The sequence below is a fragment of the Micromonospora sediminimaris genome (assembly GCF_016863575.1).
Classification (GTDB): domain Bacteria; phylum Actinomycetota; class Actinomycetes; order Mycobacteriales; family Micromonosporaceae; genus Micromonospora; species Micromonospora sediminimaris.
The window spans coordinates 325824-339159 of sequence record NZ_BOPD01000002.1; the positions used below are offsets into that span (position 1 = coordinate 325824).

Consider the following 13336-nt stretch of genomic DNA (forward strand, 5'->3'; position numbering starts at 1 on the left):
TGATGATCTCTGGGGAGGCTGCGTGCTGGCACTGGTGGCGGCCCATGCGCTGACAGCGGTGATCGCCCCGAGTCTGGTGCGGCTGTGGGGGCGTAACGCCCTCTACCTGGTGGCGCTGGCACCGGGCGCGACGCTGGTCTGGGCGTTCACGCACGCCGCCGGGGTACGGGACGGTGCGCCGGTGGTCGAGACGGTGCCGTGGGTGCCGCAACTCGGGCTGGAACTCGCCTTCCGGATGGGCACGCTGTCCTGGCTGATGGTCGTCCTGGTCGGCGGGGTGGGGTCGCTGGTGCTGGCCTACAGCGCGCGTTACTTCCGCAGCGACGATCCCGGTCTCGGCCGCTTCGCCGCCGTCTTCGTCGCCTTCGCCGGGGCGATGCTCGGCCTGGTGGTCTCCGACGATCTGCTGCTGCTCTATGTGTTCTGGGAGCTGACCACCGTCTTCTCGTACCTGCTGATCGGCAGTGACCCGGCGAAACGGGCCAGCCGGCGGGCGGCCATGCAGGCGCTGTTGGTGACGACGCTGGGCGGTCTGGCGATGCTCGCCGGGTTCGTCATGCTCGGCCAGCACGCCGGCAGCTACCGCTGGTCCGAGATCGCCGGGAACCTGCCCGACGGCGGATACCTCGCCGTGGCCGTGGTGCTGATCCTGCTCGGCGCGCTCAGCAAGTCGGCGATCTTCCCGTTCAGCTTCTGGCTGCCGGGTGCGATGGCGGCACCGACCCCGGTCAGCGCGTACCTGCATGCCGCCGCGATGGTGAAAGGCGGCGTGTTTTTGGTCGCCCTGATGGGGCCGGCGGTCGCCGACGTCACCCCGTGGCGGCCGGTGCTGCTGACCGCTGGCGTGGTCACCATGTTCCTCGGCGGGTGGGCGGCGTTGCGCCAGACCGACCTCAAGCTGCTGTTGGCGTACGGCACGGTCAGCCAGCTCGGCCTGCTGATTGTGATTCTCGGCGCCGGCACCCGCGACACCGCGTTGGCCGGAGCGGCCATGGTGCTCGCGCACGCCCTGTTCAAGGCCACCCTGTTCCTCACCGTCGGGCTCATCGACCATGTCGCCGGCACCCGGGACCTGCGCGAACTCAGTGGGTTGGGCCGGCGGGCGCCGGTGCTCGCCGGGGTGGCCGCGCTCGCGGCGGCGTCGATGGCGGGCCTGCCGCCGATGGCCGGGTTCGTCGCGAAGGAGGCCGCCGTCGAGGCGCTGCTGCACGGCAGCGGGTCCGACCTGATGGTGCTGGCCGGTGTGGTGCTCGGATCGGCGCTGACCGTCGCGTACACGCTGCGGTTCCTCTGGGGCGCCTTCGCCAGCAAGCCGGACACCGCGCCTTCCGAGGTGGCGACCGTGTCCTGGCCGTTCATCGCCCCGGCGGCGGCGCTGGCCCTCGCGGGCGCTGCGGCCGGACTGCTCGCCCCGGCAGTGGACCGGCTGCTCGCCCCGTACGCCGATCTGTATCCCCGCGCCGAGCCGGGCTACCACCTGGCACTGTGGCACGGGCTGACCCCGGCGCTGGGGTTGTCGGTGCTGGCGGTGGCCGGCGGCGCCGGGCTGTTCCACCTCTTGCGCCGCCGCGAACGGGTGCCTGCCGCGCTGCGGCTGCCCTTCGACAGCGCCACCGTCTACGCGCGGGTCATCGGTGGCGTCGACCGGCTGGCCGTGGAGCTGACCGGTGCCACCCAGCGTGGTTCGTTGCCGTTCTACCTCGGCGTCATCCTGGTGGTGCTGGTGCTGCTGCCCGGCGGGGCGCTGCTGATCGGTGCGCCCTGGCCGCAGCGGTTCCACCTCTGGGACACCCCGTTGCAGGGGGTGGCCGCCGCCGTGGTGATCGTGGCGGCGGTGCTGGCCGCCCGCGCCCTGCGCCGCCTCACCGCGATGATCCTGGTAGGCGTGGCCGGCTACGGCACCGCGCTGCTGTTCATCCTGCACGGCGCACCCGATCTGGCGCTCACCCAGTTCCTGGTGGAGACCGTCACCATCGTCATGTTCGTGCTGGTGCTGCGTCGCCTGCCGGTGCGGTTCTCGGAGCGGCCGATCCGTTCCAGCCGGCGTGGTCGCGTCGCGATCGGCGTCGCCGTCGGTGCGGTCACCGCCGGCATGGCGTACGTCGCCACGGGCTCGCGCCAGGCCATTCCGGTCTCGGTGGGCTTTCCCGACGAGGCGGTGTCGTACGGCGGTGGCAAGAACATCGTCAACGTGGCCCTGGTCGACATCCGGGCCTGGGACACGATGGGTGAGATCGCCGTGCTGGTGGTGGCCGCCACCGGTGTGGCCAGCCTGATCTTCCGCCGGACTGGCGACCTGCACCGGCGGGCCGACATTCCCGGCGACGGCCGGGCCGGATACAACCGCCCACGGTGGCTGACCACCGGTGCCACCACCCGGTCCCAGTCGGTGGTCCTCCAGGTGGTGACCCGGCTGCTGTTCCACGCGATCGTGCTCTTCTCCATCTACCTGCTGTTCAGCGGCCACAACGCCCCGGGTGGCGGCTTCGCCGCCGGCCTGGTAGCCGGTCTCGCGCTGGCCGTGCGCTATCTGGCCGGCGGGCGCACCGAACTCAACGGCGCGGCACCCGTGGACGCCGGTGTGGTGCTCGGTGCCGGGCTGTTCGTCGCCGTCGGTACCGGCGTGGGCGCGATGCTGCTCGGCGGCGAGTTCCTGCAGAGCGCGGTCCTCGACTTCCACCTACCGGTGCTGGGGCACGTCCACTTCGTCACGTCTGTCTTCTTCGACGTCGGTGTCTACCTGATCGTCGTCGGTCTGGTGCTGGACATCCTGCGCAGCCTCGGCGCGGAGATGGACCGGCAGAGCGAGACCGAGACCGAGAGCGAAACCGCCGAGAGCCGGGAAAAGGAGCTGGTGTGAGCGCCAACCTCACCTACGTGATCGTGGTCGGAGTGCTCGTCGCCGCCGGAGTGACGCTGCTGCTGGAACGCAGCCTCACCCGGGTGCTGATGGGTGTCATCCTGCTCGGCAACGGCGCCAACCTGCTGCTGCTGACCGGCGGACGGGCCGGTGGAGCGCCGATCGTCGGCACCACCGATCCGGAGCAGATGAGTGATCCGCTGCCTCAGGCGATGATTCTCACCGCCATCGTCATCACCCTCGGCATGACGGCGTTCCTGCTCGCCCTGGCGTACCGCAGCTGGCACCTCAACGGGCACGACGAAGTGCAGGACGATGTCGAGGACCGCCGAATCATGGATCTCGCGATCCGCGACGAGGGTCCGGGCACCGCCGACATCGAGGTCGGCACCGGTGACGGTGACGACGACGGGCCGGCCGGCGGTGCCCGTCCGGGCGTCGACGTGGTGGAAGCAGGTCGGGCCGGATGACGTACCTCGTACCGCTGCCGGTGGTGATGCCACTGCTCGGCGCGGCGCTGACGCTGCTGCTGCTCGGCCGTCCGCACGCCCAGCGGTGGGTGAGCCTCACCGTGCTCGCCGCCACCGTGGCGGTGTCGGCGGCACTGCTGGTGCAGTCCAGCCTGCACGGACCGCTGGTGGTGGAGGTCGGCGGCTGGGTCGCCCCGTTGGGCATCGTGCTGGTCGCCGACCAGTTGGCCGCGCTGATGCTGGTGGTCTCGGCCGCGGTGACGCTATGCGTGCTGGTCTACTCGATCGGGCAGGGCATGGCCGACGGCCACGAGGAGACCCCGCTGTCGGTCTACCACCCGACCTACCTGGTGCTGACCGCCGGCGTCTGCAACGCGTTCCTCTCCGGTGACCTGTTCAACCTCTACGTCGGTTTCGAGATCCTGCTGGTCGCCAGCTACGTGCTGCTGACCCTGGGCAGCACGGAGAACCGGATCCGTGCCGGCACCACCTACGTGGTGGTGAGCCTGCTCTCCTCAGTGATCTTCCTGATCGCGATCGGCCTGGTCTACGCCTCGACCGGCACGCTCAACCTCGCCCAACTCGTCGACCGGTTGGACACCCTGCCGGACGACCTGCGCCTGCTGTTGCAGGGCATGCTGCTGCTGGCCTTCGGCATCAAGGCGGCGGTCTTCCCGCTGTCGGCCTGGCTGCCGGACAGCTACCCGACGGCGCCGGCCCCGGTCACCGCGGTCTTCGCCGGCCTGCTCACCAAGGTCGGCGTGTACGCGATCATCCGTACCGAGACGCTGCTGTTCCCCGGCGGGCGCACCGCCACGCTGCTGCTGGTGACGGCGGTGCTGACCATGGTGGTCGGCATCCTCGGCGCGGTCGCCCAGTCGGACATCAAGCGGTTGCTGTCGTTCACGCTGATCAGCCACATCGGCTACATGCTGTTCGGGGTGGGCCTCACCTCGTCGCTCGGGCTGTCCGCGGCGATCTTCTACGTGGTGCACCACATCACCATCCAGACCACCCTGTTCCTCGCCGCCGGTCTGGTCGAACGCCGGGGCGGCAGCACCGCGCTGGACCGTCTCGGTGGCCTGGCCCGGCTGTCACCCGTGCTCGCCGTGCTGTTCTTCGTGCCCGCGCTGAACCTCGCCGGCATCCCGCCGTTCTCCGGGTTCCTCGGCAAGCTCGGCCTGATCCAGGCGGGCGTCGACGACGGGGGCGTGCTGGCCTGGATCCTGGTGGCCGGCGGGCTGGTCACCAGCCTGCTCACCCTCTACGCCATCGCCCGGGTGTGGAATCTGGCCTTCTGGCGGACGCCGCACGTGGACATGCCGGCCGCCGACGACGCCGAGCAGGCGGCCCGTACCGAGGGCGCGGTGGAGCCGGACCGTGGCGGGCAGTCAGGCGCTGTGCTGCCCAAGCTGATGATCGCGCCGACGCTCGCGCTGGTGGTGCTCGGCCTCGCGTTGACCGTGGTCGCCGGCCCGTTGTTCGACCTCAGCACCGACGCCGCCGACGACCTGCTGCGCCGGACGCCGTACGTCGATGCCGTCTTCCCGGGAGGTGCGCCGTGAGTTCCGACCCGATGACCCCGGCGGAGCCGAACGAGCCGCTACGCCCCGCGCTGAGCCGCACGGCCCGGCGGCGCAACCAGGTCATCGCGGTGACCGCGCTGGTCGCCGTCTGGGTGCTGCTCTGGGGCACCCTCTCCTGGGCCAACATCATCGGTGGACTGGTGGTGGCCGCCGTCCTGCTTGCCGTGTTCCCGCTGCCGCCGGTGACCTTCGCCGGCCGCATCCACCCACTGCCGATGCTCCGCTTCTGGCTGCACTTCCTGCGCGACCTCGTGGTGGCCTCGGCGCAGGTCGCCTGGTTGGCCATGCGGGTTGGCCACACCCCGCAGAGCGCGATCATCGCGGCGCGACTGCGGGTCAACACCGACCTCAACCTCACGCTCACCGCCGAGGCGTTGTCGCTACTGCCGGGCAGCCTGATCCTGGAGGCCGACCGGCGGACCGGCACGCTCTACATCCATGTACTGGGCGTGACCAGCCGGGACGAGGTCGAGCGATTCCGCCGCGGCGTGCTGGAGCTTGAGGCCCGCATCGTCGAGGCCATCGGCTCACCCGAGGAGTTGCGCCGCATCCGGGAGAATCCGGCTGATCGGGAAGGAGTACCCGCATGACCGCGGTCGCCGTGACCGTCACCGTGCTGCTCGCCGTGGCCGGCGGGCTTACCCTCACCCGGGTCATCCGCGGGCCGTCGATCCTCGACCGGGCGGTGGCCACCGATGTGCTGCTGGCCATAATCGTCGCGGCGATCGCCACGGAGGCCGCCTACAGCCGGGACGCCACCGCGCTGCCCGTGCTGGTCGTCCTCGCCGTGCTCGGATTCGTCGGCTCGGTCAGCGTCGCCCGGTTCGCCGCCCGACGTGACGACAACGCCACGTCCACCACCTCGGACGGGAGCCAGCCGTGAACCTGGACGTGGTGTTCGACGTCGTGGCCTCGATCTGTCTGGTCGCCGGAGCGTTGCTCAGCCTGGCCGCCGGGGTGGCCCTGGTGCGCTTCCCCGACCTGCTCACCCGGATGCACGCGGCGGCCAAACCGCAGGTGCTCGGTCTGTTGCTGGTGCTTGTCGGGTGCGCTCTGCGACTGCGTACCGGGGTGGACATCACCACGCTGGTGCTGGTCGGTGCCTTCTCCCTTGCCACGGCCCCGGTTGCCGCCCACATGGTCGGCCGGGTCGCGTACCCGCACGAGGACATCCGCACCGACCTGCTGGTCACCGACGAACTCGCCGCCCACCTGGACCGTGTCGCCGACGAGCGGGAGCACTCCGCGCCGGCCTGACCGGGCCCTCGACAGCTGGCAGCCCCGGTTCAATATCCATTGCGGGCGGCGCGGATCATGCCTAGCCTTTCCCGCATCAGGTCGATCACGACGGAAGCCGGAAGGAGTATGCCGTGCGAGAACTGAACCGCAGCCAGGTCGGTCGTTGTTTGTGGTGCCCCGCCGTCGCGCTCGCCGGCAGACCCGCCCTCCCGACGACCAGCAGGTAGTCCCGGCGCTCGGCGCGCCGCCGCAGGGCAGACCCTGACGGCTCGGATTCGCCGACGATCCCGCGACCACCCCAACCGACCCCGGGTTGCCCCGGCATCTCTCACATCAACCCGCCACCCGCCCCCGCGCGGCCGTGGATCATGCAGTCGTGGTCTCTCCAAATCGGGGCAAAAGCTGCATTCCACCGACCGCAGGCGCATGATCGGCGGGCTTCGCCTCAGAACCAGGAGAACACCACCATGGGCTTCAGCCTGCTCGCGGGAACGCGGGCGCCGGTGCGGGTGTGGACCGACCCGTACGCCATCGAGCCGCAGGCCGCGCGGCAGCTGCGCAACATCGGCGCGCTGCCGTGGGTGCAGGGCGTCGCGGTCATGCCCGACGTGCACTTCGGCAAGGGCGCCACGGTCGGCTCGGTCATCGCGATGCGGCAGGCGGTGTCACCGGCGGCCGTCGGAGTCGACATCGGCTGCGGCATGTCGGCGGTGCGTACCTCGCTGACCGCCGACGACCTGCCCGACGACCTCGCCGGGCTGCGCCGGGCCGTGGAGGCCGCCATTCCGGTCGGCTTCGCGCAGCGGGACGAGCCGGTGAACCCGCGCCGGGTACGGGGGCTGGAACAGCGCGGTTGGGACGACTTCTGGCGGCGCTTCACCGACCTGGACCGGCGGGTGGCGCAACTGGAGTCACGGGCCCGTCGGCAGCTCGGCACCCTCGGTGGCGGCAACCACTTCATCGAGGTCTGCCTGGAACAGGGTGGTGCCGACGCCGGGCGGGTCTGGCTGATGCTGCACTCCGGGTCCCGCAACATCGGCAAGGAACTGGCCGAGCGCCACATCGCGGTGGCCCGCCGGCTGCCGCACAACGCCGACCTGCCCGACCGGGATCTGGCGGTGTTCCTCGCCGGCACGCCGGAGATGGACGCCTACCGCCGGGACCTGTGGTGGGCGCAGGAGTACGCGCGGCGCAACCGCGCCGTCATGCTCGCCGTCCTGATGAACCTGATGCGGGACCGGTTCCCGCAGATCACGTACGACGAGCCGATCAGCTGCCACCACAACTACGTGGCGGAGGAGACCTACGAGGGGGTGGACGTGTTGGTGACGCGCAAGGGTGCCATCCGGGCCGGCCTCGGTGACCTGGGCATCATCCCCGGTTCCATGGGCACCGGCTCGTACATCGTCCGTGGCTCAGGTAACGACTGGAGCTACCGCTCGGCCTCGCACGGGGCGGGCCGGCGGATGTCCCGGGCCCAGGCGAAGCGGACGTACAGCACCGCAGACCTGGCGACGCAGACGTCGGGAGTGGAGTGCCGCAAGGACGCCGGGGTGGTGGACGAGATCCCCGGCGCGTACAAGGACATCAACGAGGTGATGGCGCAGCAGGAGGACCTGGTCGAGGTGGTCGCTCACCTCAAGCAGGTGATCTGCGTGAAGGGCTGAGGTGCGGTCGGCGCCCGTCGGGGGGCGGGCGCCGGCCGTACCCGTCGTCTGCCGCTGAGATCTCCGCGTGCCAGTCCGGAGCCTGCGCTTCGGCGAGCCGGTGCCAGTTCGCCGGGCCGCCCCGCAGGGGCCAGGCGCGGCTGGTGCCGTAACCGGTTCCGACCCTGCTCAGCTTGCGGGCGAGACGGCGGTGCACGGCGGCGAGGGCGTCCGCCGCTCCGGGCGTACCGGCGGCCACCTGGAGTCGTACGGCCTCGGTGGTCGTCGAGTAGCGGCGTACGGCGGTGTCCGTGTCACCGTCGACCTGGTGCTGGCTTACCGAGGAGAGCCGGAGCAGCGGTGGCTGTCCGTCCTCGGCGAGCGCGGCGACGAGCCGATCGTGACCGTCCAGCACGACGTGGCAGTCGAGGCCGCTGATCCACCACAGCAGGACCGGTGGGAGGACACCCTCCCGGAACTGCCTCCGATACGCCTTGACCCGCGCGGAGCCGGGGCCCGCCAGCGGGCGGAGCGGCAGGATCTGCCGGTGCCGGTCCCCGCCGAACCAGTCGATCCAGCCCCGGTCATGCGGCAGCGGAACAGGGGTCGGTCGCTGTGTCGCGCCGGCGTCCGGGTACCCGTCGTCGCCGCTGATGACCCAGCGGCCGGCATGCAGCGGGCCTGCGCCGGTCCCGGTCAGCGCGGTAGCGAAGTGATGAGCCCACCGAGCCAGCCAGGCGCCGCCGCTGTCGGCGCCGACGGCCGCCGCCCGGGCCGCGCTCATCGGCGGCACCGGCGGGCGGTGCTGGCCCGTTGACGCGTACGCGACGCCGAAGTGGTCATCAGCCACACTGGCCAGCAGCAGGATCGCGTCGCCACGCCGCAGCACGAGCAGGCCACGCCCGGCTGCCTCCACCCGCAGGGCCGGTCGGTCTGGCTGCCCGACGTCGAGAACCAACGCCTGCCACGCCCCCGCCGCGCTCGAGGCGGGAAGATTCGTTCTGCGCACCACGGACGTCGTCTCGGCCACGGACCCATCATCGGTCACCCCGGGAAGCCGTCGTCCACTGATTTCGCCGGGCGGTGGCACCGGCGTCGACCACGGCGAACGACGTCGAAAACGGTTTGACAGCGCCCATATTCTGATCCTCCGTACCTTCGGCGGACCGTGAGTGCGAGGGGGCCCTGCCCTCTCGACACTCAGGAGTCGCAATGCGCCGGGCGCCCGCCCTCACCGTTCTCCTCGGCACCGTCTTCCTGGACATGCTCGGGCTCGGCCTGATCGTGCCGATCGTGCCGGCCCTGATGACCTCGATCACCGAGGACGCCGCGGCAGCTGTCTTCTGGTCCGGCCTGCTCGGCTCGGTCTACGGGCTGCTCCAGTTCGTGGTCTCGCCGCTGCTCGGGCGGCTGTCCGACCGCCACGGCCGCCGTCCGGTCCTGCTCGCGTCGTTGACCTGCCTCGGCGTCGACTGGTTGGCCCACGCGGCATCGCCAAGCCCGTGGGCCCTGCTGGTGTTCCACGCTGCCGCCGGTGCCTGCGCGGCGACGTACACAGTGGTCAACGCCTACATCGCAGACGTCACGGAACCCGGGGCGCGGGCCCAGGCGTACGGGCTGATCGGCGCCGCGTTCGGGCTCGGCTTCGTTGCCGGTCCGGTCCTCGGTGGCCTGCTCGGCGCCGTCGACGTACGCTTGCCCTTCGTCGCCGCCGCCGTGCTGTGCTTCGCCAACGCCGCGTACGGCTGGTTCGTCCTGCCGGAGTCACGACCCGGTGACCCGAGCACCCCGGTGACCCTGCGGCTGGCGAACCCGATCGGTGCCATCGCTGCCGTCCTGCGCCGACCGGTGCTCGGTCGCCTTGCCCGCGCCCGATTCTGCGCCGACGTCGCCAGGATGACGCACCAGTCGACCTGGACGTTCTACCTCACCCACCAGTTCGCCTTCAGCACCACCCAGATCGGGCTCGTGCTGGCCGTATCCGCGCTCGCCGGCGTGGTCTACCAGGCCCGAGCCGTGGGACCGGTGGTGCGCCGTCTCGGCGACAAACGTGCCGCAGTGGCCGGCAGCCTCCTCGGCCTCGTCTCGCTGTCCGGTACGGCGTTCGTGTCCGTGCCGTGGCTGCTCTATCTCATGTGCGCAGTCGGCGTGCTCGGCTCGCTCGCGGGTGCCGCCGCACAGTCGTGGATCTCCCGCAGTGTGCGGGCCGACGAACAGGGCACCGTGCAGGGCGCGCTGACCGGCATCGGCGCCGTGGCGGAAACCGTCGTGCCGATCACGGCCGGAGTGGCGTTCGGCTGGTCGCTGACGTACGCGTCACCGGGCTTGGTTTATCTCGGCGCGGCCGTCTTTGCGGCCGGGTCGGCGCTGCTGCTGGCCGCAACGCCCGACGTCGTGCCAAGAGCGATGGGATAGGTCAGGTGTCGGTCGGTCGCCACAGCCAGCGCAGCGCGGCGGGTAGGAGGACGCCACCGTGGTTGGGGCTGTGGCCACCGTCGCCGAGCACGAGCCGGAAGTCGTAGCCGGCCTCGGCCAGGGCGGCCGCGACACGCAGGTTGTGGGAGAGCCAGTTGCGGGGCGGCTCGTTCCAGTGCAGATCCCGATGACCGGCCTGCATGAAGACGCGTAGCGGCTTGCGGGCTTCGTTGGCGATGAGTTCCGGGTACGGATTGCCGCCGGGCATCTGGGCGAAGCTGGACAGGCAGCACAGCACCCGCCGGAACCTGTCCGGGCGCAGCCAGGCGACGGTGAACGCGGCCGGATGCCGGTACTGAGCCCGGCGACTCCGGCACCGAGGACGACAACGTCCGGACGTACGGTCATGAAGGCTCCCGCACCGTCGCGGCGGTCGTCAGGGCGGTGATGGCGCGGCGGATGCGGCTGGCCGCTGCCGGGTCGTCTCCGTCGGTGAGGGCGATGTGGTGCAGCGCCCCGACCACCGCCACGGCCAGCGCCTCGGTGTCGGCGGCTGCGGGTAGCCGCCCGATGTGCCGCTCGGCGGTCAGGTAGCCGGCGACGGTGCGTTCGAGCGCCGACAGTGCGGCGCTTCCACCGCCCAGCACCGCTTCGACGGCTTGCGTCAGGGGCGGCCGGTACGCGAACAGCCGGGTGACGGCGAGCAGCGTGATCATCGGGGTGGCGAGCAGCGTCTCACTGAGATTCGCGTCGAGGGTGCCGGTGCCGGCGCGGTCGGGGAGCCCGGCCACGGCGGCGGCGATCTGGAAGCTCCGGTCGACCGCGTAGCCGGTCAGGAAGTCGTCGAAGCTGGCGAAGTGGGCGAACAGCAGCCCCGTGGCGACGCCACCCTCCCGCGTCACGGCCCGGCTGGTGAGCTGGCTGGGCCCCGCAGTCGCGATCAGGCGTTCCGCGGCGGCGAAGAGGTGCTGCCGAGGCTCGGTGATGGCGACTCCGCGTGGCATGTCGGCAGTCTACGCAACTTGCGCCCGGATGAGCATGCGCTCATCATGTTTGAGCAAACGCTCATACCTGGGGGTTCGAATGAAGCGAACGGTGATCGTCGGTGCCGGCATAGCTGGTCTCGCCACCGCCCTGCGACTGGCACGCGACGGGTGGCAGCCGATCGTCGTGGAACGTGCCCCGGTCCGGCGCAGTGGTGGCTACCTGGTGAACCTGCTCGGCGGGGGCTATGACGCCGTCGAGCGGCTCGGTCTGGTTCCCGCCCTCGCCGAGCACGCGCTTGGCCCGTTCACCACCGTGCTGGTCCGAGCGGACGGTCGGCCGAAGCTCACGGTGCCCTCGGTCGTCGCGGAGGCGGCACTGGGCCCCCGCACCTTGACGGTGTTCCGGGGTGATCTGGAGGACGTGCTGTACGAGGCGGTACGCGATCGGGCCGAGATCCGCTTCGGGACCACCGTCGAGTCCGTGGACCAGGATGCCGACCGGGTGGTGGTCAGGCTCAGCGACGGCACCACCGAGGAGGCCGATCTGCTCGTCGGCGCCGACGGCGTGCATTCCGCGACCCGGACGACCCTGTTCGGCACCGGCCATCGGGTCGACCTGCCGTACGTGGTGGCGGCCTTCCCGCTAATCCGTCCGCCCGAGGCCGTGCCCGCGTCGTCTGCCACCACGTTCATCGGTCCGGGACGTACGGCGGCAATCGTCAACCTGGGCCCGCGCCGGTCCTCGGCCTTCTTCACTTACCGTTGTGCGGACCCGGAGCGGGAACTGCAACGCGGGCCGGTGCCCGCGTTGCGCGCGGCCTTCGGGGACGTGGCCGGCGGCGTACCCGAGGCACTGCGTGACCTGGAGGCCGAGCCGGTCAACGCCTACTTCGACCGGGTCAGCCAGGTGGACCTGCCGCAGTGGAGCAGCGGTCGGACGGTTCTCCTCGGTGACGCGGCCTGGTGTGTCAGCCTCTTCGCCGGGCACGGCGCGGCCCTGGCGCTCGCCGGTGCCGACCAGCTCGGCACCGCCCTGGGGCGACACGGCGACGACGTCCGGTCGGCGCTGACCGAGTGGGAGACCGGCCTGCGCGCCGAGGTCGTCAAGCGGCAGGCGCTCGCCCGCCGGGGCATGTACCAGTACGCGCCACCGAGTCGCCTGCACGTCTGGCTGAACGAGGTCACGATCCGGGTGCTCACCCTGCCCGGCATCCGTGGCCTCGTCCGTCGCGGCATCGAACGCCAGAACCGGTGATCGTGCCGCCGGTCCCGGCGCGCGGCCGGTCAGCCGTACGGGTCGAAGGGGATCCCGGCCGGCTTGGCGGCGTTGAGCAGGTACTCGAACGAGCCATCCTTGATCTTGATGGTGGCGGCGCCGAAGTCGGCGTCCATCAGCCGGCTGCGCAGCTCGGTGCTGGGCCAGCCGTTCCAGTCCACCACGGGTGGGTAGTGCCAGACGTGGTAGTGGTTCTCCGGCGGCTCGTCGTTGTTGTTGGCGAGGCGGAAGAAATGCGTCGACGCGCCGTCCTTGTGGTAGACGACCTTCGGGTGGGTGCCGTCGAACCGTACCTGGGCGCGCGGGTAGGTGCGCCGGCTGCTGTGTTGGGTGGTGCTGACGTACTCGACCCGGTTGGCCGCCTGGTCGACCCAGGAGATGACGTGCTCCCAGTCGTGCCGGTGGCCGCCGAGACCGCTGCCGTGCACGGCCTGGTCCTTCTCGAAGTAGCTGGCGTAGACGATCGCGCACCAGCCGTTGTTGCACTTGGACCGGGCGTACGACTGCGACATGTCCAGGTCGGAGCGGTCCCGGCAGCTGCCGTTGATCGCCCCGGTGGTCCGTAGCCCGCCGTTGATCGTGCCGTCCGGGCTGATCGCGGAGACGGCGTAGCAGCCGTCGGTGTCGTAGTCGTAGGCGGGTGAGAACGACGACTCGTAGCCGCCGGCGTTGGGCGGCAGGTTGGGCAGTGAGCTGGCGTGAGCCGGTGCCGCCGGGACCAGCACGCCCAGGACGGTTAGTCCAGCGACGAGCCGGCCCAGCCCTCGCCGGCCACGGCTACCAGACCGGCGCGGCGGTTGGCCGGCGGCGAGCGTCGGCGGGGGAGCGGACGGTGATGACGCAGATTTCATGGATATC

12 protein-coding genes and 1 pseudogene are annotated in these 13336 nt (G+C 71.1%); 9 read left to right on the forward strand and 4 right to left on the reverse strand.

Features of this window, described 5'->3' with window-relative positions; genetic code table 11:
* Positions 1 to 22: 22 nt before the first annotated feature.
* From Vse01_RS01445 to Vse01_RS01475, 7 genes are all read left to right on the forward strand, one after another.
* On the forward strand, positions 23 to 2860 hold the full coding sequence (locus tag Vse01_RS01445) for a Na+/H+ antiporter subunit A (protein ID WP_093402307.1): 2838 nt from the start codon (positions 23 to 25) through the stop codon (positions 2858 to 2860).
* Positions 2857 to 3330 (forward strand): Na(+)/H(+) antiporter subunit C, encoded by a 474-nt coding sequence (locus Vse01_RS01450; protein WP_093402308.1) that lies wholly within the window; start codon positions 2857 to 2859, stop codon positions 3328 to 3330. The genes Vse01_RS01445 and Vse01_RS01450 overlap by 4 nt, the downstream gene beginning before the upstream one ends.
* Positions 3327 to 4895: a Na+/H+ antiporter subunit D gene (locus Vse01_RS01455; protein WP_093402309.1), complete on the forward strand. Its 1569-nt coding sequence runs from the start codon at positions 3327 to 3329 to the stop codon at positions 4893 to 4895. Before Vse01_RS01450 ends, Vse01_RS01455 begins: the two co-directional genes overlap by 4 nt.
* Positions 4892 to 5506: a Na+/H+ antiporter subunit E gene (locus Vse01_RS01460; RefSeq protein WP_232511091.1), complete on the forward strand. Its 615-nt coding sequence runs from the start codon at positions 4892 to 4894 to the stop codon at positions 5504 to 5506. The genes Vse01_RS01455 and Vse01_RS01460 overlap by 4 nt, the downstream gene beginning before the upstream one ends.
* Complete coding sequence (locus Vse01_RS01465) at positions 5503 to 5799, forward strand: MrpF/PhaF family protein (protein ID WP_093402310.1); 297 nt, start codon at positions 5503 to 5505, stop codon at positions 5797 to 5799. Before Vse01_RS01460 ends, Vse01_RS01465 begins: the two co-directional genes overlap by 4 nt.
* Positions 5796 to 6173 carry a monovalent cation/H(+) antiporter subunit G gene (gene mnhG, locus Vse01_RS01470; RefSeq protein ID WP_093402311.1) on the forward strand — a complete coding sequence of 126 codons (378 nt, stop codon included), beginning with the start codon at positions 5796 to 5798 and terminating at the stop codon, positions 6171 to 6173. Before Vse01_RS01465 ends, mnhG begins: the two co-directional genes overlap by 4 nt.
* A 449-nt stretch (positions 6174 to 6622) precedes the next feature.
* Positions 6623 to 7822 (forward strand): RtcB family protein, encoded by a 1200-nt coding sequence (locus Vse01_RS01475; RefSeq protein WP_093402312.1) that lies wholly within the window; start codon positions 6623 to 6625, stop codon positions 7820 to 7822.
* Here the strand turns inward: Vse01_RS01475 and Vse01_RS01480 are convergent.
* A complete protein-coding gene (locus Vse01_RS01480) occupies positions 7794 to 8831 on the reverse strand; it encodes a hypothetical protein (protein ID WP_139233092.1) in 1038 nt (345 codons plus the stop codon). The genes Vse01_RS01475 and Vse01_RS01480 overlap by 29 nt on opposite strands.
* Before the next feature lie 182 nt (positions 8832 to 9013).
* On the opposite strand from Vse01_RS01480, the gene Vse01_RS01485 reads away from it, so the two are divergent.
* Positions 9014 to 10216, forward strand: coding sequence for an MFS transporter (locus Vse01_RS01485; RefSeq protein WP_093402314.1), 1203 nt, complete (start codon positions 9014 to 9016; stop codon positions 10214 to 10216).
* 1 nt (position 10217) lies between these two features.
* Here the strand turns inward: Vse01_RS01485 and Vse01_RS01490 are convergent.
* Together Vse01_RS01490 and Vse01_RS01495 are read right to left on the reverse strand one after the other, a co-directional pair.
* Positions 10218 to 10556, reverse strand: a pseudogene (locus Vse01_RS01490) (esterase family protein); the annotation flags it as partial.
* A gap of 64 nt (positions 10557 to 10620) precedes the next feature.
* The gene (locus Vse01_RS01495) at positions 10621 to 11220 is read right to left on the reverse strand and encodes a TetR family transcriptional regulator (protein ID WP_093402315.1); all 600 of its coding nucleotides are present in this window, start codon (positions 11218 to 11220) and stop codon (positions 10621 to 10623) included.
* A 79-nt stretch (positions 11221 to 11299) separates the two neighbouring features.
* On the opposite strand from Vse01_RS01495, the gene Vse01_RS01500 reads away from it, so the two are divergent.
* Positions 11300 to 12457, forward strand: coding sequence for an FAD-dependent oxidoreductase (locus tag Vse01_RS01500; protein WP_093402316.1), 1158 nt, complete (start codon positions 11300 to 11302; stop codon positions 12455 to 12457).
* 29 nt (positions 12458 to 12486) lie between these two features.
* On the opposite strand, the gene Vse01_RS01505 is transcribed toward Vse01_RS01500, so the two are convergent.
* Positions 12487 to 13203, reverse strand: a complete 717-nt coding sequence (locus Vse01_RS01505; protein ID WP_232511093.1) for an NPP1 family protein — start codon at positions 13201 to 13203, stop codon at positions 12487 to 12489.
* Positions 13204 to 13336: the final 133 nt, after the last annotated feature.

What these genes read in the sequence shown, in the direction of transcription:
- Vse01_RS01455 (WP_093402309.1), top strand. Translation starts at nt 3,327, where the DNA reads ATGACGTACCTCGTACCGCTGCCGGTGGTGATGCCACTGCTCGGCGCG.
- Vse01_RS01465 (WP_093402310.1), top strand. Translation starts at nt 5,503, where the DNA reads ATGACCGCGGTCGCCGTGACCGTCACCGTGCTGCTCGCCGTGGCCGGC.
- Vse01_RS01475 (WP_093402312.1), top strand. Translation starts at nt 6,623, where the DNA reads ATGGGCTTCAGCCTGCTCGCGGGAACGCGGGCGCCGGTGCGGGTGTGG.
- Vse01_RS01485 (WP_093402314.1), top strand. Translation starts at nt 9,014, where the DNA reads ATGCGCCGGGCGCCCGCCCTCACCGTTCTCCTCGGCACCGTCTTCCTG.
- Vse01_RS01495 (WP_093402315.1), bottom strand. Translation starts at nt 11,220, where the DNA reads ATGCCACGCGGAGTCGCCATCACCGAGCCTCGGCAGCACCTCTTCGCC.
- Vse01_RS01500 (WP_093402316.1), top strand. Translation starts at nt 11,300, where the DNA reads ATGAAGCGAACGGTGATCGTCGGTGCCGGCATAGCTGGTCTCGCCACC.